General features: G+C 57.2%; 20 protein-coding genes and 1 pseudogene. 9 read left to right on the forward strand and 12 right to left on the reverse strand.

The window, feature by feature from the left end:
* Positions 1 to 22 precede the first annotated feature (22 nt).
* Genes ABVT35_RS03825 through ABVT35_RS03835 form a run of 3 tightly spaced genes read right to left on the reverse strand, consistent with a single transcriptional unit; the run spans position 23 to position 4,465 of the window.
* Positions 23 to 1,237 (reverse strand): aminomethyltransferase family protein, encoded by a 1,215-nt coding sequence (locus ABVT35_RS03825; protein ID WP_368464951.1) that lies wholly within the window; start codon positions 1,235 to 1,237, stop codon positions 23 to 25.
* Positions 1,234 to 2,817 carry a phytoene desaturase family protein gene (locus ABVT35_RS03830; RefSeq protein ID WP_368464952.1) on the reverse strand — a complete coding sequence of 528 codons (1,584 nt, stop codon included), beginning with the start codon at positions 2,815 to 2,817 and terminating at the stop codon, positions 1,234 to 1,236. The genes ABVT35_RS03825 and ABVT35_RS03830 overlap by 4 nt, the downstream gene beginning before the upstream one ends.
* A gap of 10 nt (positions 2,818 to 2,827) precedes the next feature.
* Positions 2,828 to 4,465: a phytoene desaturase family protein gene (locus ABVT35_RS03835; RefSeq protein WP_368464953.1), complete on the reverse strand. Its 1,638-nt coding sequence runs from the start codon at positions 4,463 to 4,465 to the stop codon at positions 2,828 to 2,830.
* Positions 4,466 to 4,608: 143 nt separating this feature from the next.
* Here ABVT35_RS03835 and ABVT35_RS03840 point away from each other — a divergent pair, with 143 nt between their 5' ends.
* From ABVT35_RS03840 to ABVT35_RS03860, 5 genes are all read left to right on the forward strand, one after another.
* On the forward strand, positions 4,609 to 5,256 hold the full coding sequence (locus ABVT35_RS03840) for a TetR family transcriptional regulator C-terminal domain-containing protein (protein WP_368464954.1): 648 nt from the start codon (positions 4,609 to 4,611) through the stop codon (positions 5,254 to 5,256).
* Positions 5,257 to 5,522: 266 nt separating this feature from the next.
* On the forward strand, positions 5,523 to 6,779 hold the full coding sequence (locus tag ABVT35_RS03845) for an SRPBCC family protein (protein ID WP_368464955.1): 1,257 nt from the start codon (positions 5,523 to 5,525) through the stop codon (positions 6,777 to 6,779).
* A gap of 67 nt (positions 6,780 to 6,846) precedes the next feature.
* The gene (locus tag ABVT35_RS03850; protein ID WP_368464956.1) at positions 6,847 to 7,716 is read left to right on the forward strand and encodes an ABC transporter permease; all 870 of its coding nucleotides are present in this window, start codon (positions 6,847 to 6,849) and stop codon (positions 7,714 to 7,716) included.
* Entirely contained in the window at positions 7,713 to 8,549 is an 837-nt protein-coding gene (locus ABVT35_RS03855) for an ABC transporter permease (protein ID WP_368464957.1), read from the forward strand. Before ABVT35_RS03850 ends, ABVT35_RS03855 begins: the two co-directional genes overlap by 4 nt.
* A 2-nt stretch (positions 8,550 to 8,551) precedes the next feature.
* On the forward strand, positions 8,552 to 9,664 hold the full coding sequence (locus ABVT35_RS03860) for an ABC transporter ATP-binding protein (RefSeq protein WP_368464958.1): 1,113 nt from the start codon (positions 8,552 to 8,554) through the stop codon (positions 9,662 to 9,664).
* A gap of 267 nt (positions 9,665 to 9,931) precedes the next feature.
* Here ABVT35_RS03860 and ABVT35_RS03865 read toward each other — a convergent pair whose 3' ends face one another.
* From ABVT35_RS03865 to ABVT35_RS03895, 7 genes are all read right to left on the reverse strand, one after another.
* Complete coding sequence (locus ABVT35_RS03865) at positions 9,932 to 11,311, reverse strand: FAD-containing oxidoreductase (RefSeq protein WP_368464959.1); 1,380 nt, start codon at positions 11,309 to 11,311, stop codon at positions 9,932 to 9,934.
* 255 nt (positions 11,312 to 11,566) lie between these two features.
* Positions 11,567 to 12,577 (reverse strand): alpha/beta fold hydrolase, encoded by a 1,011-nt coding sequence (locus ABVT35_RS03870; protein WP_368464960.1) that lies wholly within the window; start codon positions 12,575 to 12,577, stop codon positions 11,567 to 11,569.
* A 92-nt stretch (positions 12,578 to 12,669) separates the two neighbouring features.
* Positions 12,670 to 13,503, reverse strand: a complete 834-nt coding sequence (locus ABVT35_RS03875) for a cysteine hydrolase (protein WP_368464961.1) — start codon at positions 13,501 to 13,503, stop codon at positions 12,670 to 12,672.
* Positions 13,504 to 13,599: 96 nt separating this feature from the next.
* Positions 13,600 to 14,097, reverse strand: coding sequence for a YkgB family protein (locus tag ABVT35_RS03880; RefSeq protein ID WP_368464962.1), 498 nt, complete (start codon positions 14,095 to 14,097; stop codon positions 13,600 to 13,602).
* 36 nt (positions 14,098 to 14,133) lie between these two features.
* Entirely contained in the window at positions 14,134 to 14,730 is a 597-nt protein-coding gene (locus ABVT35_RS03885; RefSeq protein ID WP_368464963.1) for a cytochrome P460 family protein, read from the reverse strand.
* Positions 14,731 to 14,846: 116 nt separating this feature from the next.
* Positions 14,847 to 15,158, reverse strand: a complete 312-nt coding sequence (locus ABVT35_RS03890; RefSeq protein WP_368464964.1) for a hypothetical protein — start codon at positions 15,156 to 15,158, stop codon at positions 14,847 to 14,849.
* A 175-nt stretch (positions 15,159 to 15,333) separates the two neighbouring features.
* On the reverse strand, positions 15,334 to 16,893 hold the full coding sequence (locus ABVT35_RS03895; RefSeq protein WP_368464965.1) for an AMP-binding protein: 1,560 nt from the start codon (positions 16,891 to 16,893) through the stop codon (positions 15,334 to 15,336).
* A 351-nt stretch (positions 16,894 to 17,244) separates the two neighbouring features.
* On the opposite strand from ABVT35_RS03895, the gene ABVT35_RS03900 reads away from it, so the two are divergent.
* A complete protein-coding gene (locus tag ABVT35_RS03900; RefSeq protein ID WP_368464966.1) occupies positions 17,245 to 18,120 on the forward strand; it encodes a helix-turn-helix domain-containing protein in 876 nt (291 codons plus the stop codon).
* 77 nt (positions 18,121 to 18,197) lie between these two features.
* Here ABVT35_RS03900 and ABVT35_RS03905 read toward each other — a convergent pair whose 3' ends face one another.
* The gene (locus ABVT35_RS03905) at positions 18,198 to 19,043 is read right to left on the reverse strand and encodes an alpha/beta fold hydrolase (protein WP_368464967.1); all 846 of its coding nucleotides are present in this window, start codon (positions 19,041 to 19,043) and stop codon (positions 18,198 to 18,200) included.
* Positions 19,044 to 19,354: 311 nt separating this feature from the next.
* On the opposite strand from ABVT35_RS03905, the pseudogene ABVT35_RS03910 reads away from it, so the two are divergent.
* Positions 19,355 to 19,539, forward strand: a pseudogene (locus tag ABVT35_RS03910) (IS110 family transposase); the annotation flags it as partial.
* 447 nt (positions 19,540 to 19,986) lie between these two features.
* Here the strand turns inward: ABVT35_RS03910 and ABVT35_RS03915 are convergent.
* A complete protein-coding gene (locus ABVT35_RS03915) occupies positions 19,987 to 20,640 on the reverse strand; it encodes a GntR family transcriptional regulator (protein ID WP_368464968.1) in 654 nt (217 codons plus the stop codon).
* Positions 20,641 to 20,819: 179 nt separating this feature from the next.
* Here ABVT35_RS03915 and ABVT35_RS03920 point away from each other — a divergent pair, with 179 nt between their 5' ends.
* Complete coding sequence (locus tag ABVT35_RS03920; RefSeq protein WP_368464969.1) at positions 20,820 to 21,914, forward strand: Gfo/Idh/MocA family protein; 1,095 nt, start codon at positions 20,820 to 20,822, stop codon at positions 21,912 to 21,914.
* Positions 21,915 to 22,028: 114 nt separating this feature from the next.
* Positions 22,029 to 23,039 (forward strand): TRAP transporter substrate-binding protein DctP, encoded by a 1,011-nt coding sequence (dctP, locus tag ABVT35_RS03925; RefSeq protein WP_368464970.1) that lies wholly within the window; start codon positions 22,029 to 22,031, stop codon positions 23,037 to 23,039.
* The last annotated feature ends 27 nt before the right edge of the window (positions 23,040 to 23,066 follow it).

The raw sequence follows: 23,066 nt of genomic DNA on the forward strand, positions 1-23,066 counted from the left end.
AAACTCTTTTCTGTTGCTGGCTTCAAAAAGCCGCTGGGGGTGTTGCTCTGGCACGGGCGTTCTTGAAAAACGGGCCTTTGATGAAAGAAATGCGCTTCATGCGCCGGTCCCACACGCCCTCGTGGTTGACAAAGATCTCAGCCCACAGGTCTTCGAATTTCTCCACGCCGAACGGTGCCTTGAGTTCGGCGAGAGCGATGTTGCGCTTTGTCGTCGGCGACCAGGCCGCCGATGTGACGTGGCCGACCTCTTTTTTCCCGCGGTAGTAGATAAGCGCGTCGTCGGCGGGTTCAAATCCGTCGATATCGAGGCGGACGAGCTGATAGCGCGGGCCTTTTTTCATCTGCTCGAGCAAGGCCCGGCGGCCGTTGAAATGACCCTTTTCGAAATCGACCATGCGGCCGAAGCCGAGCTCCATCGGCGTGCGTCCGCGGCCGAGTCGCTGGGCTATGTGGACAGGCTGGAAATCGGCACCTGCCGCGATGAAGCCGGCCTCGAGACGGGCGATGTTGAGGGCCTCGTAACCGATGGCGCGAAGCCCCCAGGTCTGGCCAGGCCCCCAGAGCCGGTCCCAGATCTCCAGCGCCGTTGATGCCGGCATCCAGATTTCGTAACCGAGATCTCCGGTAAAGCCGGTGCGTGAAATCCACAGATCCTTCTCGATTTCAGTGAGATCGAAGGGATTCATATTGCCGGCGGCTCCCAGTCCGGCCGCCTGCAGGACGGAAAATGAGGTCGGCCCCTGCAGTGAGAGTGCCGCGATTTCCTCACTCTCATCAGAAATGTCGACATCAAATCCCCAGGCGACATCGAGAAGCCAGGAGTATTGCGGCTCCTGGCAACACAGGCGCCAGTCGTTCTCGCCAAAGCGGAAAACCGTGCCGTCGTCGATCACCATGCCTTCTTCGTCGCACCACATGGCGTAGCCGACGCGTCCGATGCCGATCTTTTCGGCATTGCGGGTAATCAGGCGGTTCACCACACGGGCCGCATCGGGTCCGGAGATCCGGTATTTGTGCATTGGCGAAATATCAAAAAGCGTCGCTTGGTTGCGAATGGCGAAATACTCGAATTCCAGCGTGTCGAGCACGAGCGGGGAGATGTATCCGGCCCAGCCGGTCCAGCGCTTTGCTTTGCTGAGAGGCGCCAGCCGGTCGTGGAACGGCGTTGGCACGATGCCTTCGGGAACCGCACCCGCAAATGCTTCGGCATGTATATCCTTCATGATCACGGTCATGATGCAACTCCGTCCTTGATGGCCTGCAGGGCGCTGTTGCGTCCGGCAGCTCCCGTCACGTCCCCGCCCGGGTGCGCGGAGGCACCGCAAAGATAAAGGCCGCCAACGCCGAAATTGTAGCGCGAGAGCCGGTTGACGGGACGCACCGTCAGGAGTTGATCGAAGCTCATCTCGCCGTGATGCCAGTGACCGCCGGGGGCGCCCGTTTCGGCTTCGATATCGGCTGGTGTCAGCGCGTCGGCATGGGCGACGAGGCTGCCGAGACCCGGAGCGTATTGTTCAAGCGAATCGATGGTGAGCCGCACCAGCTTTTCCCGCGCTTCGCCGGTCCAGCCGCCATTCAGTGTGTGCGGCACGTATTGAACGATGGCTGACATCACATGTGCACCGGCCTCGGAAAGAGCCGGATCGGCCAAGCCGGGGATGACGGCCTCGATCACCGGGTGGGTGGACATGTCGCCATATTTGACAGGGTTGAATGCCCGCTCGACATAGGTGACGGACGGCGCGACGAGCAGCCGCCCGGCACGCTGATCGGGCTGTAGTCCGGCAAAGACAGGCACATCTTTCAAGACCAGGTTGACTTTGGCGGCCGTTCCCTTGTGACGGATGTTGCGAAGCCTTCTGACGGCTTCGGCATCGAAGTGTTCGGCGCCCGTGAGCATCATCGACTGAAAGGCGCCAATGCTCGACATAACGGTTTTTGCAGTGATCGTGCTTCCGTCTTGCAGGACGACGCCACGTGCCCGATCATGCTCGATGATGATTTTTTCGACGCTCGTGCGGGTATTTATTTTGACTCCGTAGTGGCGTGCTGCTTTTGCGAAGGCGTCGGCAACTGCACCCATGCCCTCGATCGGCAGCGCCACATCCCCGCCTTGCGCCAGCCGATACATCAGCGAAAATACCGTTCCCGGGGATCGCGGACCGCTGCAGCTGCCGCGAACGGCATCGGCGGCAAGCGATCCGGCGAGCGGTCCGTCCTCGAGTTCGTCAAGCAGTACGTCGTTGGCGTTCGACAGAATTATCCGCATGAACTCGCGCATGTCTTTCTTGCCTAAGCGTTTGGCATCCAGACCGAGTGCCGCCAACGCACCCAGCTCTTTCAGGCCGGACATGCTGGACAGCCCTCCGGAAAGATCGGGCGGGGACATGGTCGACAGCCTTCCAAGGAGCTGCGCAAATTTGTGCAGCCGGCTGCGCAGCGCGGCATAGGTCGCGGCTTCAGGGTGCGCCGATCCGTCGGCATATGCCGGTGTGCCGTCGCGTATGACAACGTGGCGGCCATCAGGCGAAAGCGTGACTGTCGGGATCACGCGGGTGGCCAAAGGGGAGGAAGCGCTGCCGATGCCGAGCTCTTTTGCCACCACCGGGTTCAGATTGTAGAGCAGATGCGCGATACGGGAGGCACGCACGCCTTCTGAAATCTCCGAGGTCCGGGACATGCCGCCGATCTGAGCGGACTGTTCCAGCACGACGACCCGCAACCCCTTGCGGGCCAAGGTGGCTGCCGCCGCCAGACCGTTGTGTCCGGCGCCGATGACGATGGCGTCGTATTCGGGATTCGTTGAACTGACCACAGAACTCTCCCTATGCCGCATGAGAGGGCATTGCTTTGCCCCTGCCGTTCCGGCGCAAAATTTCGCGTGCCGCATTGGCGCCGGGCGCCGCCATGACGCCGCCTCCCGGATGCGCGGACGAGCCGACGATATAAAGACCGTCAATCGGCGTGCCGTATTGCGCGTAGCCGGGAACCGGGCGGTTGAAGATCAACTGATCGAAGGTCAGTTCGCCCTGGAAGATATTGCCTTCCGTCAGGCCGACCTCGTTTTCGATGTCGAGCGGCGTGCGGATCTCGGCATGCAGGACATGCTTGCGGATATCCGGGCAGCCGGTTTCGATCTTGTCGAACACGGTGTCGGCGAATGCCTTGCGCTGCGCATCGCTCCAGTTCTGGCCGCTGCGCACGCCGTCGACCTCGAGATCATAGGGCGCATACTGCACGAACACCGTCATCATGTGGCTGCCGGGCGGCGCCAGTGTCGGATCGATCTGAGACGGGATCAGCATGTCGAAATAGGGTTCCGACGACCAGCGTCCGTCCTTCCAGTCGTCATAGGCCCGTTCCAGCTCTGCGAGGCTGGTGGAACAATGCAGGTCTCCGCGCATGAAGGAGGCGCCCTTGGGGATAGCCGGGAAATTCGGCAGGGCGTCGAGCGCGATGTTCAGCTTGCCGCTGGAGCCGCGGATCTTGAAGCGCTCGACCGCGGTAACGAAGTCGTCCGGCAGTTCGCTACGGCCGACATGTTTGAGGAAAGTCCGCTTGACGTCCATGTTCGACGCGACAATGGGGGCCTCGAATTCATCGCCGTTTTCCAGCGCGACACCCCGCACCTTGCCATTTTTGACGAGGAAACGGTCGACACCGGATCCCGTCCGGATCTCGCCGCCGGCTTCCTCGAATGCTGCGGCGAGCGCCTTTGAAATCGCACCCATGCCGCCACGGGCAAAGCCCCAGGCGCCGATGGCGCCGTCGACATCGCCCATATAGTGATGCAAAAGAACGTAGGCCGTGCCGGGGGAATAGACGCCCAGCCCGGTTCCGATGATGCCGGATCCGGCTATGTGCGCCTTGATAAGGTCGGTTTCGAAATGCTCGTCGAGGAAATCGCCGATGGACATGGTCCAGAAGCGGATGGTTTCCCCGAGTTCTCTCGCCCCAAGGTCATGCATCTTGCGGATCAGGAACAGCATTTCGTTCAGATCACGGGGCTTGAGAGATGTCGGATCGACAGCATTGCGCAGTAGAAACGGACGGATGAAGCGGCACTGGCGCACAACGGTCTGGCTGAAACGCTCATAGGCGTCGACGTCTTTTTTGCTGTGGCGGCCGATCTCCGGGCGCAGTGCGTCATGATCGGAGAGATAGGCGAAATAATTGCCGTCCGGCGTCAGCGTTGCGCCGCCTTCGTAGGGGATGACCTGCAGGCCGAACCGGGGCAGTTCCAGGTCGCGCACGATTTCCCTGCGCAGCAGCGAACAGACATATGAACAGTTGGAATAGGTCCAGCCCTCATGCAGTTCCCGGCTGACCGCGGCACCGCCGATCCAGTCGCTTTTTTCAACAACCAGGACCTTCAAACCTGCTTTTGCCATGTAGCACGCGGCGGTCAATCCGTTGTGACCGGCCCCGGCAACGATAGCGTCATATTTACTGTGTTTGCCCATTCACGGCCTCCAATGATGACCGGACTGTAGCCGACGTGAGTGAGGGCGTAAAGTTTTTTTGAGCGCTCAAATAAATTTTTTGACACGGGTGGTAAAGCTATCGAATAACCACTATGAATCATTCCAAAATCAGATGATGCGACATGAATCAATCAACACAGAACAAGCCCAGGCCGCGCAGGGAACGCAAAGACAATGCCGACAAGCGCCGCCTTCAATTGATCGACGCCACCTTGCGCTCAATCGTGGCAAACGGCCTCGCCAAAACGACACTTGCAACGGTGGCGAACGAGGCGGGTTTGTCCCAGGGCGTGGCCGTTTTCTACTTCAAAACGAAAGACGGCTTGCTGGCCGAAACCCTCAGAACCCAGTACAGCAGGTACCAGGACAACTGGATGCGGGAGCTCAACGAGGCGAACAGCGATCCGGCGAGCAGGCTGATTGCGCTGATCCGCGCGGATTTCGCGCCGGCGGTATGCAATCCGGAAACCCTGTCGATCTGGTTCGCGTTTTGGGGGGAGCTGAGATTCCAGCCGCACTATGCCGAAATCTCGAGGGAGTTCGATCAAAAGCGGGGAGCGGCGATCCAGGAGATATGCGCCGAACTCATGCCGGGCGCCTCTGAGGCCGAGGTCGAAATGACGGCCACGAGCATCGATTCGCTGACGGACGGCCTTTGGCAGAAACTCTATATCTGGCCGGAGACACTGGATCTGGACAGCGCCCTCGATGTCACCATCAGGACTGTGCAGAAGCTGTTGCCGGGACACACCGCCGGTCTGGTGCGCTGATCCTGACAAATTCTCCGTCACCGTATCCCGCTGTCTTCTTACCGGAAATATCTGCCGGCGCGTAGTCTCTGTCGCCGCTGGGAAATCGTGATCGGACGGGATGTGCGTTTGGCAGCCGGTTGTGCTGCGGCCGGAAAACGCCGCTATGTTCATAATGCTATGCCGGGTACACATTTTTCCCATGCGATGGGCAAAACAAACTATTGCAAATCGGTTCGCGATCTGTATTTTTATTTGAGCGCTCAAAAAAATTTAAGAGGGTGACAATGACAACCAACACGTCTGAATCAGTTAAGGACCGGCCAGTTTCCAGCGTAAATTCCGCGGACAAATACCCGCCGGAAGGATGGGATCGCAGCGGCCTTCCGGCCTGGAGCTACTTCAGTGAGGAGCTGCTTCAGCTGGAGAAGGACGAGCTGTTCAGGAGCCATTGGCAATGTGTCTGTCATGTCGCAGACCTGCCGAACAACGGTGACTATATCGCCTGCGATCTCGTCGGCGAGAGAGCGCTGGTCGTGCGCGGATCGGACGGCGTGGTGCGGGCTTTTCACAATCTGTGCAGACACCGCGGTTCGCGAGTTGTGGGCGAGGACAAGGGAACCTGCCGTTCGGCAATAATCTGCCCGTTCCACGGATGGGCTTACAATCTTGACGGAACCCTGCGCGGTGCTTCACAGCCGGCAAGCCTTCCCGATCTCGACAAGGTCAAATTCGGGCTCAAACCGCTTGAATTCGAGATCTGGAACGGATTTGTGTTCGTCCGTTTCAAGCCGGGGCCGCAGCCTTCCGTCAAGGAACTGCTGGGCCGGTTCGATGCGGAGCTCGAGCAGTATGGCATGGCCGGTCTTGCGGCAGATGGCAGGGGCATGTGGACGGAGACCGTGGATGTCAACTGGAAGTGCATCCGCGACGTGGACAATGAGGGCTACCACGTTCCGATGGCGCATCCAGGGCTGAACGACCTGTTCGGCAGCAACTACTATGACGAGCCGTTCGAGGCGGGGGCAGCGCGTTCATTCTCCGCGTTTCGCGGCGGCGAGGGGAGTCTGTGGAGCGTTCGCCACTACATGAAAATGCTGCCGGAAATGGCCAATCTCGACGGCGAACACAAGCGCGCGTGGCTTTATATCGGCGTGTTTCCGAACCTCGTGTTCGGCATTTATCCCGACTCCGTCATTTTCTATCAGGAGTTCCCGGTGGCTGTCGGGCAGTCCATCCAGCGCGGCGCAGCCTATCGCAGGCCGGATGAAGACCGGCGGCTTCGCGCGGCGCGGTATCTGAGCGGGCGTATCGACCGGCTGACCAGCCGCGAGGACGAACTGCTCACCAAGTGGACCTGGGAGGCGGCATTTTCCAGCGCCTATGACGGTATAATGCTTTCCGACAGGGAGTATGGCGTGCGCAGCTACCATGACGCCCTGCGTGAACGCTTCCCTGTGCTCAACGGTGATGAACCGACGGCAGGCAGGCTTGCCGCACGCAATGCCGAATTGAGGCAAAGCCCGGTAAATAAAGGCAACTAGCAGTGCGTCGGATCGGTCAAAGGTTCCATAAAGCAGGTCATTCAGCCGCAACCACGGGGATGTATGCATGCGAATAGGGTTGAACCGGGAGGGCGTTCAGGGACTGACGCTCATCTCTCCGACACTGATCTATTCGATACTTTTGCTCGCGGCGCCGCTGCTCATGGTGGTCACGCTCAGCTTCTGGACGCAGGACTATCTGGAAATCGACCGGACGCCGACCATCGAGAATTACAGGGTGGCCTTTAGCGATCCGCTTTACCGCCTGCTGATGATCCGGTCATTGGCCATTTCCCTCGTGGTGACCGCCGTAACGGTCCTGCTGGCCTTTCCTGTCGCCTACTACATCTCGTTTCACGTGCAGAGCAAAAAGGCGCTGTGGCTTTTCCTGATCACCATCCCGTTCTGGACCAGCTATCTGTTACGCGTGTTCCTGTGGAAGGTGATCCTCGGTTACAACGGCGTGCTCAATACGGCCCTGACGGGACTTGGCATAACCGAGGAACCGTTGAGCTTTCTGCTCTACAATGCCAATGCCGTCGTCATCACGCTGGCCCATGCGTGGGCGCCCTTTGCCATCCTGCCCATATTCGTTGCGCTCGAAAAAATAGACCGCAACCTCCTGGAAGCGGCGGAGGATCTGGGCGACGGTCCGTTCCGCCGCTTCCGTCGGATTACATTGCCTCTGGCAATGCCGGGGCTGGTTGCAGCCACTTTAATCGTGCTCATTCCGACCATGGGCGACTTCATAACGCCGCGGTTGGTCGGCGGAACAAACGGCCTGATGATTGCCAACATGATCCAGATCCAGTTCGGAAAGGCCAACAACGCGCCACTGGGTGCCGCGCTCGCCGTTTCTTCGATGTTCATCATCGGCGCCGTCAGCCTGGCGATTGTTTTGGCCAGCAGGCGGTTCAGCGGGGGAGCAGGCCGATGAACACACCCGGTGTCAGGTCAGGACGGTTCAACTGGCTCGCCGCCTATGCGATCGGCTACATGGTGTTTCTTTATGCACCGGTCGTTTTGCTTCCGCTGTTTGCCTTCAACAATTCCACCATCGTGGCCTTCCCGTTGCAAGGTTTCACAACCAAATGGTTCCAGACGCTGTGGACCACCGAAGCGCTTCACAGCTCCGTCGCCAACAGTATGATCGTTGCCGTGTCGACGGCGGTGATCAGCACGATTCTGGGAGCCTGTGCGGCGCGGGCCGGAGCCCGCTACAGGTTTCCGTTCAAGAAAGGCATTGTCGGCTTCATCATGCTGCCGCTGGTGCTGCCGGAGATCATTGTGGCCGTTGCGCTTCTGGTCCTTCTGGTGCAGCTCGGCATGGGATTGTCGCTGTGGACCGTCGTCATCGGCCATGTGCTTATCTGCATGCCGTTTTCCGTGGCGGTTCTGAACTCGGCTTTCCAGGGGCTCGATGTGAGCCTGGAAGAGGCGTCATTTGATCTCGGCGAATCGCGATGGGGCACGTTTCGCCGCATAACGCTGCCGCTGGTCCTGCCGGGCGTGATCTCAAGCCTGCTGATCACGTTCACGATTTCGCTGGACGAATTCCTCATCGCCTTCTTCCTGACCGGTACCGATGTGACCCTGCCTGTCTATATCTGGAGCCAGTTGCGCTTCCCGACCAAGCTGCCCGGGGTGATGGCGCTGGGCACCATATTGCTGAGCGCGACGGTTCTGCTTCTGATTCTCGCAGAAATGTTCCGGCGCCGCGCCGCGGCCCGTCAGGGCAAGGACAATACACCTGCTGGAGGCCTCGTTTAGAATTGACCCCTGAAAACAACAACGACCGGCGTCAGATAGTCGCGCTGAACGATGTGACCAAACATTTCGGTTCCGTCGTTGCATTGGGCGGTGTTTCCGCTCACATCAACGAGGGCGAGTTTTTCTCACTGCTGGGGCCGTCGGGCTGCGGCAAGACCACATTGCTTCGCATGATCGCCGGCTTTGAAGATCCGACGTCGGGTTCCATCGAAATCGATGGTAAGCCGATGACTGGAATTCCGGCCAACCGGCGGCCGACCAACATGGTGTTCCAGAACTACGCGATATTCCCGCATCTGTCGGTCGCCGAAAACATCGCCTACGGGCTGCGCCAGAAAAAGCTGACGAAGGCCGAACTGGCAAGGGAGGTCGACGGGGCACTGGAGATGGTGGATCTGGCGGGCTACGGCGGCCGGGCATCGCACGCGCTTTCCGGCGGTCAGAGACAGCGTGTGGCTCTTGCGCGCGCGCTGGTCATGAAGCCTAAGGTGGTGCTTCTTGACGAACCGCTGTCGGCGCTGGACAAAAAACTCCGGGATCAGATGCAGCTCGAACTGCGCAATCTCCAGCGGTCGATCGGGATCACATTCGTGCTGGTGACCCACGACCAGGAAGAGGCGCTGATCATGTCAGACCGCATCGCCGTTATGTTTGATGGTCAGGTCGCGCAGCTCGCCACACCGGAAGAACTTTATCGCCGGCCCGTAAATCGTCAGGTGGCATCGTTTATTGGAGTGATGAATTTCCTTGGCGCACAGATGTCCGAAGAGTCCGAAACAAGCATAACGCTCGATGTCGCCGCGCTCGGGAGCGTTGAAATTCCCAAGACCAGCGTTCCCGCCGGCCTGACGCCGTCGCAGATCAGCGACGTTGGCGTCAGGCCCGAGATGCTCACCGTCCTTTTCGATGAAGCCGAAACGGCCGAACGCGTTATCGAGGGGCAGGTGGAAGATACGTCCTATTACGGCGACATGACCTATTACAATGTCGTGCTGCCGGGCTTGTCGACACCGGTCAGCATTTCGATGCGCAACACCGCGGGCCGATCAATTTTACAGCCGGGAAGCAAGGTCCGAGTGGGATGGGCAACGGATGCGATCGTGCTATTCAAATAGCATTTGCGCAAACTTGACCGCCTGACGCGCTGGTGTGTCATTGGTTGCCGCCCGGGAAAAGTGCCTTGATGCAAGGCGCCTCTTTCGCGAAGGCCAGTCACAGGCCAAAGCCCATACCGGATTTCAACTTAGGAACCGGACCAACCAAAAGGCCCCGCCAAAACCGGTCATCTTTGCGATTGACCGGTTGCGCGCACGGCAGTCCTGAGTGCCGCTTACCGCGCAAAAACGATTGATGCAATGTTTGTGTGTCGTGCAGTGAAGCATTCAGTTCATCCTTACAAGATCCCCCATCAATGTTGGAACCAGTTCCGAAACTGTCGGATGAATATGGGTTGCCCGTTGAACCACCTTGTACGATGCACCGGCATACATGACGTCGGTGAGCGAGTGGATGACTTCATCCCCGCCGATGCCCAGAATGGCGGCGCCCAGTATTTTTTCGCTCTCAGCGTCAACCAGAACCTTCATGAAACCTTGTGTTTCGCTTCGCTCGCGCGCCCTGCCGACGCGCTCCATAATCATTTTGCCTATCAACGCATTTCGCCCGGACCCGCGCACCTGTGCTTCGGTCATGCCGATCCTGCCCAGCGGCGGATCGATAAACAGCCCGTATGTCATGATGCGGTCGGATACCCGCCGCGGATCGTTTTCAAACATGTTCGCTGCGAGGATTTCGTAGTCATTGTAGCTGGTATGCGTGAAGGCACCGCGACCGTTGACATCGCCCAGTGCCCAGATGCCGGGAACATTGGTGGAAAGCTGATCATCCACGGTAATGTAGCCACGGGCATCCGTTTCCACACCGGCAGTATCGAGGCCCAGGTCGTTCGTGTTGGGTTTTCGCCCGACCGCCAAGAGGACATGTGACCCGATAACCTCTTCAGGGCCCGGTTCACAGCTTGCCGTGACGGCTACACCCTTTTCATGGTTTGCCAGCCCGATGCAGGTTGCCTTGAGACGAACGTCAACGCCTTCGGCTTCGAGGATCTCCTGGACAGCCGCCGATATGTCGGCGTCTTCTCGGCCGATCAGGCGGTCGCCCATTTCGACAACCGTCACACGGCTGCCAAAACGCCGGTACATCTGCGCGAACTCAAGCCCGACGTAGCTGCCGCCGACAATGATAAGATGATCCGGCAGAAAATCCACGTCCATCATGTCGCTGCTGGTCATATGGGCGACGTCATGAATGCCGGGCATGTCCGGCAGGACCGGGCGTCCTCCGACATTCAAGATGATTTTATCGGCTTCCAGCAGCTCTCCATTTACCCGGACTGTTTTCGCACTTTCGAGCCTGGCATGGCCTTCGTATACGGTCAGATTGTCGATTGAGTGAAGCCATTTCGTGACGCCGGTGTTTGATTGTTTAACGATCGCATCCTTGCGGGCTTTGACCTGCCGCATGTCGATATTGATGGGACCACCAACAACGACACCAAAGTCAGCACCCCGACGGGCCATGTGTGCTGCCCGCGCGCTGGCCACCAAAGCCTTGGTTGGAATGCAACCGACATTAACGCAGGTTCCGCCAAACAACTTGCGCTCGATGATGGCGGTTTTCATGCCTTCTTTGCTCATCCGCTGTGCCAGTGACGGTCCTGCTTGACCGGTGCCGATGATGATTGCGTCGAAAGTCGTCGTCATGTGTCTGCTCCCTTTGGCCGCCAATTTCTGTATCCGTTGATCCACGCACATGTCTGCGACCGGCACGCGTCCACCGTTTCAGGTTGATCTTGCCTGATAGCGCCGACTCTGGCGATATCGTGCCGCATCTCCACCGGATCCGAAGTGGGCAGGGCGACAATGTAAAAATGGAAGACCTGCCCAACCCCTTCAGCCAGCAAAGCCGCGCCGAACGCGTCCGCCGCGGCGCTTGCTGGCCCGGCCTTGAAGTCCGGATCAGTTGGTTTCGGCGGTTTCGATTCCTGCCAGGAACTTTAGCATGTTCGCGGCGATCTCCGGGCCATATTCCTCAAGCGCAAAGTGACCGGTATCAAGGAGATGGAACTCCAGATTTTCAAGGTCACGCTTATAGGGGTATGCGCCCTCGGCCGGGAAGATATGGTCGTTTTTACCCCAAACCAGCAACGCCGGCGGCTGATGTTTCCGGAAGAGCGCCTGCCATTTGACATATTCAGGAACGTTGGTGCCGTAATCCAGAAACAGTTCCAACTGGACTTCCTGGTTTCCAGGACGGTCGAGCAGGTACTGCACGTGCCAGAAATTGTCGGGGCTGACAGCCTCCGGATTTTGCATACCATGAGTGAACTGCCATTTGGTGGCATCGAGCGACAGGAAACCGCGCAGCTTGTCGCCATTTTCTCTGGACGGATCGGCCCAGTAGGCCTTGATCGGATCCCAGAACTCCCGAAGCCCCTCCTCGTAGGCATTGCCGTTTTGAATGATGAATGCAGATACCCGCTCCGGATCGTCGGCGAACATGCGGTAGCCGACCGGAGCACCGTAGTCCATCAGATAGACGGCGTATTCATCGACACCCTTTTTGTCGATAAGACTGGTCATGAGACTGGCGATATTGGCAAAAGAATAGTCATAATCCTCCGCTGCCGGCATATCGGAAGCACCGAAACCGGGATAGTCGGGAGCGAGGACATTGTACTTCTGCGCCAGTACCGGAATGAGATTTCGGAACATGTGTGAAGATGTTGGAAACCCGTGCAAAAGCAATACCGTCGGGCGATCCCGATTTCCGGCTTCGCGATAGGCGATCTTCAATCCGTCTATCATCTCGCTCCGGTATTGCACACTATGGCTTTGTACGGGCGCAGACATATCAGCCGCTGATGAGGGCTGAGACGGCGCCAGTACAAACCATGCGACGAGTGCAACAATGGTCGCGAACGGTACATGTCTGCGGACGGCGCTCGTTAACGTGACAGTCTGTAACATCAGTGTCTCCATTCAGTTGTGTGGCGGCGCCGCATCTCAACGGCGCCCACAATTACGTTTTTTAGATCCCGGGTTCGAGCCGGGCAGGCAGATCAGGACGCTGTCTGGATTTTTGCGACTGCATCGCTGGTCCACCAGACGGTGCTGGCGACGAAGCGAAAGTTGATCAGGGCGGCGAGATAACCGTCACCCTCCGGCACTTTTGCACCCGCTGTCGCATCCCGAACGACCGCAACTTCGAAGCCTTGCTCAAGCAGTTCGTACAAGTGGGCCTGCACGCAAAGATTTGCGGACATGCCGGCCAGGATCACCTTGTCCACGCCACGCTTGCGCAGTTGCAGATTGAGGTCATTCTGCTCCGGTCCGTAGACCTTGTGGGGCGAGGTGATAATGGTCTCACCATCGTTGATGTATTTCTTGTACTGCGGCAGCCAGTCAGCACCCGATCCCTCGAACCCGGTCGTGTCCAGTGCACCGGGACGGTCGAACATCGAGATATCGTGCATGACTTTCTCGAGCACGCCCTCGAACTTCCACTTGTGATCCTGCGGGTAGTAGTAGTGGGGGGACACAAAGACCGGCATGCCGACCGACTTGGCGGCAATAAACAGCTTCTCGATGTTGTTCACCGTATTCTGCTCGGTAACGCTTTCTCCGACGACTCCCCAGGTGGCACCGTCGGGCGAGAGGAAGTCGTTCTGGGGATCGGTGACGACCAAAGCGGTGTTGGACAAATCGATGTCGAACGGCCGCACGGGAAGCGCAGGATTTTCCGGGTCTGCATAAAGCTCCGTGCCGGCGATGGCGCTTCCCGGAGTCGCGGCGATTACACCCGCGGCGGTCAGCGCCGCGGCCCCGGTCGTCAGGATCCGGCGACGCGAGGGATCGATCTCCTGGTGTGAGCAGTTGCAAGAATGTTTTGTCATCTGATTGTCTCCATGTGTTTCGATTGAACGGTTGGGTTTTGCCTGTCGGCTTGCACCGGCTGAGACCGGTTTGGGTTTATCAACCGGTCGGTTCGCTCAGGTGATGTCCCTGTAGGCGTCGCCGGCGATCCAGAGCGCAGCTCCAAAGATCGCAATGTCCTTGAGGAGGAACTGGCCAGGGACAACGGACAATGCCGGAAAGCCGCCGAGGCTCGGCTCCCAACCGGGTGCAGAAAAGAGAAACGATACCGTTGTTGCCGTCGTTGCGAGGACAATCGCCGCACCGGCAATTCCGGCACGTGGCGACCATGGCCTGGCAAATAGCAATATGGCTCCGCTGATTTCGATGACACCGATAAGCGCTGCGGCGCCACGTTGACCAAGGATTGGGTAGAGCCATGAGACAAATGGACTTGAAGCGACCAGGCCTTCTATTGCGGCTGCCTCATAGGCCGTGAACTTCATGGCGCCGATCCACACGAAGATCAGTGCAATAGCGTAAAGCGTTATGTATTTGCCGCCCGTGCACAGATTTGCGGACAACGCGCCGTATGAGCGCGCCGCATCGCCGGACGTTATTTCTGATGTAGTCATGGTTCTTGATCCCTCATCGATTGAAATGGTGCCGCGTCAACGCGCCGGCGCTGCGTCCCGCAGGACCGGGTAAAACTGGGTGAACACGAAGTCCGTGTCCGCGCTGGCTTCATGGCAGGCGTTGCAAGCATCAGCAGGAAACGCGCTGGAGGTCTTCGCGTAAGGCGGTGCGTGATGGCCGAATGAAAAATAGGCCCAGCCACCAGGCATATCGGGAAAGCGGGCAGAGTCTTTTACGGTGAGTTCCAGGCCACCGAATTCACCCTGTTGATATCCGCGACCGGAGACTTCTGTTGTCGCACCGACTTCATCATTGTCGTTCTCACGCACACTCACCAGTTCCTTGACGATTTGCGTGCCTTCCGCCCATTCGCCGGTTTGCGCAAAATGGGCGAATGCCGATGGCTCGACATAGACGTTGTGAAATTCCGGAAATGGAGCCTGTCCACCGTTAAGTGCGTTCGGTGTCAGCGGTGCACCGACAAATACCCACTGCCGATAGCCTTCGGGCAAAGTGGCTTCGTTGTTCTCAGTGAACACCGCGGGCTGTACGTTGGATTGCGATTGGGCGATGGCGCCGACCGAGAGGACCAGTGCTCCGGCCATCAACGCTGCTATGGGTGCTTTCATCATCTTTTTCTCCTTTGAGTCAGTCTTGGGGGTGAAAAGGGTTGTTGTCGGAATCGGCCGAAGGTTGTGCTTGAAGCGGCTGTCCGGGACATGTGTCATTCAAAGCCGTCATGATCGGCTCAAGCGACGGAACACATTCCATTCGCCGTTTCATTGTTCGGCTTTTCCAATGCGGAAAATGCGGCGCATACCAGTCGCCATTCGTTGCGAAGAATGACTTCAGGCGCATCCAGTTCGATCAGATGTTCAAGGCGCGAAAGCCGCCTGAGGGCAAGGGTCCACTGTCGCCGTTGAACCAAACCGGTTTTGTCCGGTGAGGCTGGGTGTGCCGATCCGGATACCATCCGCTCGTTTCGTGACGACAACGAATGAAAGTGCAGTGCCGCCAGCCCTTCAGCGGAGAAAAATGTGCCAGATTCAATCCTGTCCATGTCCATACCTCCCGCATCGGACCTGCGACACGAAAGATGGCATCAGGGGGAGATTTACTCTTTCAGTTTACGGCATTTCAGAATCGGACATTTGTCTGACAGGCCGATTGCCTATGGGCAGGTGCCGGAAGCTCGGCGCGAATTAATCGGAAATGAGACAAGCCGGGCGGCGTTGTTATTGTCCGGTTCCCTTCTTCGAAACCGCGTTGCGCAATTCGACCTTTCGAATTTTGCCGGTCGCCGTTTTGGGAAGGTCCTGAAAGACAAATCTTGTCGGAACGGCGTCCGCGGGCAGTTGGGACCTGCAGAACGACATCAGTTCATCCTGCGATATAGCGCGCCCATGCGTTGTTGTGACAAAGGCACAGGGAGACTGGCCAGCCGATGCGCTTGGCTGTGCAATCACGGCAACCTCGAGAATGTCAGGATGACCGTATAATATGTCCTCGATCTCGACGGATGAAACGAACACACCGTTTGACACGATGGCATCGACTGCCCGGTCTTTGATCTCAATGGACCCGTCCTTGTGCCAAAGCGCAATGTCTCCAGTATGAAACCAGCCGTCGTCCAGAACATTTTTGGATGCGTTTTCATCGCCAATATATTCGAGCATCACCGTGTTTCCGCGAATGAGCACTTCGCCCAGGGTTTTTCCATCCTTTGGAACGGGCCTAAGGGATGCATGTTCTGCGACCATCAGATCGTCAACCGCCGGGGTCGGCGTGCCCTGGCGGCCCATCACCTCCCGTTTTTCGACGCCGAACAGCCTGTCAATCTCAGGCCTGTGCATGCTTACGGTGGCCGGGCCGTGGCACTCGGAACTGCCATATTGATGGACAACTGTGATCCCCTGCTTTTCAAGCCTTTGTACAAGACTGGACGGCGGCGGCGCGCCGCCCGTGATGCATTGAATGCGGTTGAGATATCGCTGGCCGCTTGATGTGAATTCCCCGGCAAGCAGATGGAGCAGGCTGGGCGGCAGGCAGAGATGACTGACCCGGTGGCGGAGAATTTCCTCCCGGAGATCTGCTGCTGAGACTGACCGCAGACAGATATGCGTTGCTCCAACGGCTGTCACGGTCCAGACAAATGACAGTCCGTTGCTGTGGTACATCGGCCAGGTCCAAAGGTGAACCGAATTGTGCGTCACACCGAAGCTAATGGCATTTGACAGAGCGGACAGATAGGCACCGCGGTGGGAATAGACGACGCCTTTTGGACTGCTCGTGGTTCCCGACGTGCATAATATGCACAGCGGTCGCCGCTCGTTGTCGATGCGATGCATAGGACCGGCGTCCGGCGCGCCGCCGATAAAGTCTTCGTAGTCCTGCATGCCTTTCAATTTGGCGTGGCCGGCTTGTTGATCTGAAATGACGACAAGCTGAACCGTGCACTCGGCTTGTTCGATCGCCGCGTTTGCAAGCGGCAGGTATTCCTGGTCGCAGATCACAAGGGCTGTCTTGGTGTGAGCCCATTGCCGGGCAATCACTCCGGGTTCCAGCAGTGGATTCTGTGTGAACAAAACCGCACCTGCAAGAGGCACCGCAAAATGACACTCGATCATCGCCGGAATATTGGGTGCCAGAACGGCGACGGCCTGATCGGGTTTGAGGCCGGCACTGCCAAGGGCGGAAGAAAGATGTCTTACCCGTAAATACAGGTCTTCATAGGTTGTCTTTTTGCTACCGTAAATAATTGCGGGGTGCCGGGAGAAGAAATTTGCACCTCGCATAAGAAAACTGAGTGGCGTCAACGGTACGTAATTTGCCTCTGAATGGTCTTCGATCATTACGAAACCGGTATTTCACAAGATTTGTGCGCCTACGGAAGTAAATCTTTTCAAAAATACAACAAACACAGGCGCCGACCAAATCAAAAGGGTGATTTGGTGTGGCGTCTTTGGGTTAGGTGAGCATGGCAACTTGGATAGGTGGGACGGTCAATCCGCCACATGAAACGGAGCGCGGGTCCGTCGTTTTACCTTGTCTGGTCGAGCGCGACTTCAGCGGAACGGCTTGTTACCCAGTTTGCATTTTTGATGTGGTTTGACATTAATATTTACAGGTTGAGGTGCTTGTAATTCATGTCCAACAGTATGAATCAGACGATGAACATCATGGCTCCGCCGCGTGGCGAATTGCCGTGTTGGGGCAAGCGGGTCGATCTGGGCAATTTTTTCGTGGAACTGGTGGAAGCCGGTTCTCGCCGCATCAATGTTCGCCTGTCCAAGTGTTTTGCCAGCATCAGCTTTGATTCCGACGAGGGCCACAGTTCCCTGGCCGGCGACCGGCTCCGGCGCTATGAACGGCGCGCCTATGAGTTTATCGTCGCACCGCCCGGTTTCCCGATACGCGGAGAATCCACTTCGGCACCCGAAGTTCTGGTTTTTGTGTTTGATTTTGATTCCATCCGGCAGGATGTTGCAGCTGCTCTTCAGGTTTCACCCGACATTCTGGAACCACGCGTCATCATTGATGGGCCGAAGGTGCTGACCACCGAGCTGGCGCAAAGAATACGGCGTCACATGTTGCGCGGGGATATATCGAAGGACTATTTGCGGGCGCTTTGTATGGTTCTGCTGGTCGACATGATGCGGCTTCCGCAAACGCACGCACGTTCGGGGCGGGGCCAGATACTCGATGATGCGCTGCTGGAATCCGTTCTCACCTTTATTGATGCCAATCTCGATTCAGACCTTGCGATCGAGAACCTTGCCCGTCTGTGCGGTGTCGTTACCCATCGGTTTGCAAGGTCGTTCAAGGCAAAAGTCGGCGAGCCTCCTCACAAGTTTGTCCTCAATCGCCGTATCAACCAGGCCCGGCGGCTTTTGGTGAGCACGGACCTCCCGATCGCCGAGATTGCGTACACATCGGGCTTTTCCTCGCAAAGTCACATGACAACAACGCTTCGCCGCCAGCTTGGACTGACCCCGGCGCAGCTTCGCGATCCGGCAACTTGAAAGGCGGCGGCCAATTTGCAGCAGTTTGATGCCGGCATGCGGCAGGATATCCTGAAATGGTTCCTGGTCCGGCTCCATCATGATGTTGTCATCAGGAAATCGTCAACCAGCCGCGTCACCTCATCAGGTGCGTCTTCCGTGCTGTAATGTCCGGCCTCCGGAATGATCTTGATTGGAGCTGTCGGAAAGAGCTGACTGAACAGGGGCAGGAAATGTTCCGGATGCAGCGTATGGTCTTGCGCGCCCCATATGGCCAGGGCCGGTTTTTCCAAAATGGCTGCCTTTGCGGCGGGAGCCGGCACCTCAAATTCATGGGCCCCGATGGCAAAGCCCTTTGCCCAGCTGATTGCACCTGCTGCCTCAACCGCAGTGGGAAACGGTAGGCTGTAGGCCCGGATCCAAGTGTCGGTCACGATATCGTTGCGCACGAAACCATTCAGCTTCATCGTGGAGAGAATGTTGTAGTCGAGGTGACCCAGCACCTCTTCGAGACTGCCATTTTCTTCAGCCTTCACAATCCATCGGAACCAGGGTGAGACGCCGGCATTTGCTGATATCCGGTCAATAAGGTCGGACTGGCCGAGTGGAGTCGGCCCGTTCGCCGAGGTGATCCGCCTGATCCGGTCCGGTTGTCGGGCTGCCAGGCCCATGCCGACGGGACCGCCAAAGTCATGCATGATGAGCGTGACATCGCGCAGGTCCAGGTCCAGAACAAATGTTTCCATATTGTCGATGTGATCCTGCAGCCAATAGGTTCTGTCTTGCGGCGTCGCGCTCTGGCCAAACCCCATATGGTCCGGTGCGATAACGCGTGTGTTTCTTGACCAATGGGAGATCTGCTGACGGAACAGGTAACCCCAGGTCGGTTCACCATGAAGAAGCAACAGTGTGTCCGGCCCGATGCCCTCATCGATGTAGTGCATCTTGAAGCCGGCCACATCTGTTTAGCGGGCACGGAACGGCCAGGTACCTTCAAATGTCTCAGTGGCCGGGACTACCGGGTGTTTATTACCGGCTGTTGATTTTGTCTGCTTAACCTGAACTGTCTGCGCCATGTGGTTTCCCTTCGCTTGGTGTGAACCGGCTGGACGACAATTGGCTGGAGCCACGGCATCCACGCGAGAAATGCTGCTGCCTGTTTATCCAACGGGTCATGTCCCGCGCTTTCAGATTTCGCGGTTTCAAAATCACACAGGTTGGAAAACGCCGGGCGAAGAGCACCATAAATACGTTGATGTCGGTCGGCATCGACATTGGCAAAGACACATTCCATCTGGTCAGCTTCGATGAAGGGGCTGGTTTGCCTTGCGCAAGAAGATCAAGCGGTTTGCATTGAAGGCGGCTTTCGAGGGACTACCGCGTTGGATTGTCGGTATGGAAGTCTGCCTCAGTGCGCATTTTGTGAGCCGAACGCTCCGCACACGCCGCGCCTGGTTGTATTCCTTGGAGGGTCGGCCAATTATCCACAAAATTGAAATTACGATTCTGAGAAAAAAACCCTCAAATTCGACAGCTTAAGAAGTTGGCGGTTTTTCCGACGGTATGCGCGAGTTGTCGAAGATAAATCCGTCAACAAATCAAGGACCTATCCGCCCTGAAATCTGCGCTCGAAGGGCAGTGCTGCGAAACTCCCCTGCATTGCCAACACCACGACAGCTGCCCGTCAAATTCTGTTGACGGTACTTTTGTTAGAGCAAAACGGTGTGACGTATCTGCGTTGCCCTAACGCTCTGTTGTCCAGAGCCAGCCACACACCAGGTGTTTGTGTAACAATGCCGATTGTCCACATATTGTCTGTGGGAGTGCCGGGAAGTGGGGCTTAAATGACGCCAGGCGTGTCAGTGAGTGGGGCCATCGCCCGGGCGATCACATGGCCGCCAGTGTGTGCTCCAGGCCTTTTTCGATATGTATTTGAAGGATTTCTGCAGCCTTGTCGGCCTGGCGGGCGAGCGCGGCTTCGAACATTTCCCGATGTTCGTCTACAGCTTCCTGACCGCGATAGGTCAGCACCAGCATCTGGTATCTGAGGTACTTGTCGTAAAGGATTGAATGCAGCGATAGAAGATTGCCGGACCCGCAGGCCTCGATCATGGCGAGATGAAACTCCCAGTCATAGCGCTTCCAGTCTTCTTTTAAAGAGGTGTCGCCTGCAAGCATGCGCTGTTCCATCAAATGCAGTTTGTGATGCGCAGCCACTAGGTTGCCCTCCCAGTCAGTGTCGCCGTTCTGGATTGAAAGCCTTGCCGCGTGACATTCCAGGAGGATCCGCAGGTTGGAAATCTCGATCAGATCTTTCTGAGATACGGCCGTGACAAAAAAACCGCGCTGTTCTTCTGAAGAAACAAATCCTTCACTCGAAAGGCGGCTGAGCGTCTCCCGCAGCGTTGACATGCTGGCCGAATAGCGTTCGCGCAATGCATCGAGTTTCAGCTTCGATGCGGGTGCGAGATTGCCGAAAATGATGTCCCGCTTGATGCGCTGATAGGTCGAAGAGCCGACCGTGTTGCCTGTCTTGTCCATGGTTTCTGCCGTCTGATTTTTCCGCCATTGTCATGAAATTCAAACATATACGGCCTTCTCCAAAAAAGAAATATAAATCTGCATATCATAAAAATATCAGATGATATTGATAAACTCAGATAAAAAATATACGTTGTGCCACCTGACGAACACGAACGAGAACGGGGAGAGCATGTTCCATGCCTGACGTCACACGCATCGCTGTTGTTGGCTTTGGTCTGGTTGGCAAACGCCATGCTGAATCAATCCGGCGCCTGCCGGACCTTCGGTTGGCAGCGATCGTTGAGCCGGATGACGAAGCGCGCGCATCGGCGACTGCCATGGGCGCTCCGTGTTTCGCCACGCTGGATGAGATGTTCGACAGGACTGAAGTGGACGGGGTTATTCTTGCGACGCCAACGCCTCTGCATGTGGAGCAGGGGCTCACCTGCATCGAAATGAAGTGCCCTTTGCTGGTCGAAAAGCCAATTGCGGTCACCGCGCAAGAAGCCAGGGTGCTGGTCGATGCGGCAGAAGCCGCGCAGGTCCCGTTGCTCGTCGGCCATCACCGACGGCACAACGGCATGGTTCGCGCGGCAAAGTCCGCCATCGCAGCCGGCGCCATCGGTGAACTGAGGGCGATACAGGCCACATGCTGGTTCTACAAACCCGACCACTATTTTGAGGCAGCGCCCTGGCGCATGCGCAAGGGCGCCGGACCCGTTTCGGTCAATCTGGTGCATGACGCCGACCTGCTTCGTCATTTCTGTGGAGAAGTTGCGCGCGTTCAGGCACAATCCGTTCCGTCGGCGCGCGGGTTTGAAAATGAAGATCTTGCGGCAGCCTTGCTGACGTTCAAATCAGGTGTTGTCGCGACAATTTCGGTTGCCGACACAATTGTTGCGCCATGGAGCTGGGAACTGACGGCGCGGGAAAATCCTGCCTATCCGGCCACCAATGAGAGCTGCTACCTGGTTGGCGGATCGCGCGGTTCGCTCTCTATCCCGGACTTGCGGGTCTGGAGCCATGAAAACGAGCCGGACTGGTGGTCGCCCATCTCAGCCAAAACCCTTGTTGCCGGGACGGGCGATCCGCTGTCGGTACAGGCGGCACATTTTTCGAATGTGATTTTGGGACAGGAAGCCCCACTTGTTTCGGGCCTGGACGGATTGCGGTCGCTGCAGATTGTTGAGGCAGTCCAGCGCGCCGCCGAAACGGGAAATCCCATTGAAATCAACCCGATGAAAAATACGGATTCGCAAGTCGAGTCTGATCGAAAGGCTATATTGATTTAATCAGGCGGAGTTTAAAAATATCAGATATTTTCTAAAATATCTTGCAAATTAGATAAAATCTGTCAATAGTTGAAAAGACCTCAATACGACGTCCGATCCATGGGAGGAAAAGGAATGTTCTTAAACGTCACACGCCGCGCAATCTTATCGGCGATAACTGCAACCGGCATTGCAGCGACGATGGCAATGCCAACACTTGCGGCAGACAAGATCAAGCTGCGCCTGGCCACGTCCGGCTCTGAAACCGACGCACGCTCGGTCGCCATGGCCGAGGTTTTCGGTCCGATGGTCGCCGATTTTGCCGACTACGAGCCAGGCTATAATGGCACCCTGTTTGCGCAAGGGACCGAGCTGGAAGCCATTAGCCGCGGTAATCTTGAGATGTCGATCGCATCGGCGCAGGAACTGGCACAGTTCTTCCCCGAGTTCTCAATCTTTACCGCCGGCTATGTTCATCAGGATGCTGCACACCAGGTTGCGGTCTTCAACGATCCCTTGATGGATCCCTTCAAGCAGAAGGTGGAAGACGAACTGGGCGTGAAGCTTCTTTCGGTCATGTATCTTGGCCGCCGGCAGGTGAACCTGCGGCAGTCCAAGGACGAATTGGACGTTAAAACGCCGGCCGATCTTGCCGGTGTGAACCTGCGCATGCCCGGTACCGACTCCTGGCAGTTCCTCGGCAAGGCACTTGGAGCGTCACCCACCCCGATGGCATTTGCCGAGGTCTATACCGCACTTTCCACCGGAGCCGTTGACGGTCAGGATAATCCGCTTCCAACCGTCGTGGACGCAAAATTCTACGAGGTGACCAATCAGATCGTACTGACCTCGCATCTCGTCGATCTCAACTATATCGCTTTTTCAAAAGCGGTATGGGACAGCTTGACGCCTGAGCAGCAGGCCACCGTGCAGAAAGCCGCAGATGCGGCGGCAGAATCCGGTCGACAGAAGCAGCTCCAAAAGGAGGCCGACCTTGTCGCTTTCCTCGAAAAGCAGGGATTGGCGATTTATGAGCCCGATCTGGCCGCGTTTCGCGATCAGGTGCAGTCGATGTACCTCGAAAGCGAGTTTGCCCAGTCCTGGCCTGATGGCGCGTTGGAAAAGATTAACGCGCTCGGCAAATAAGCTCTAGAAAACCAGCCACGGGAGGGC

Source organism: Hoeflea sp. TYP-13, assembly GCF_040932035.1.
Taxonomy (GTDB): domain Bacteria; phylum Pseudomonadota; class Alphaproteobacteria; order Rhizobiales; family Rhizobiaceae; genus Hoeflea_A.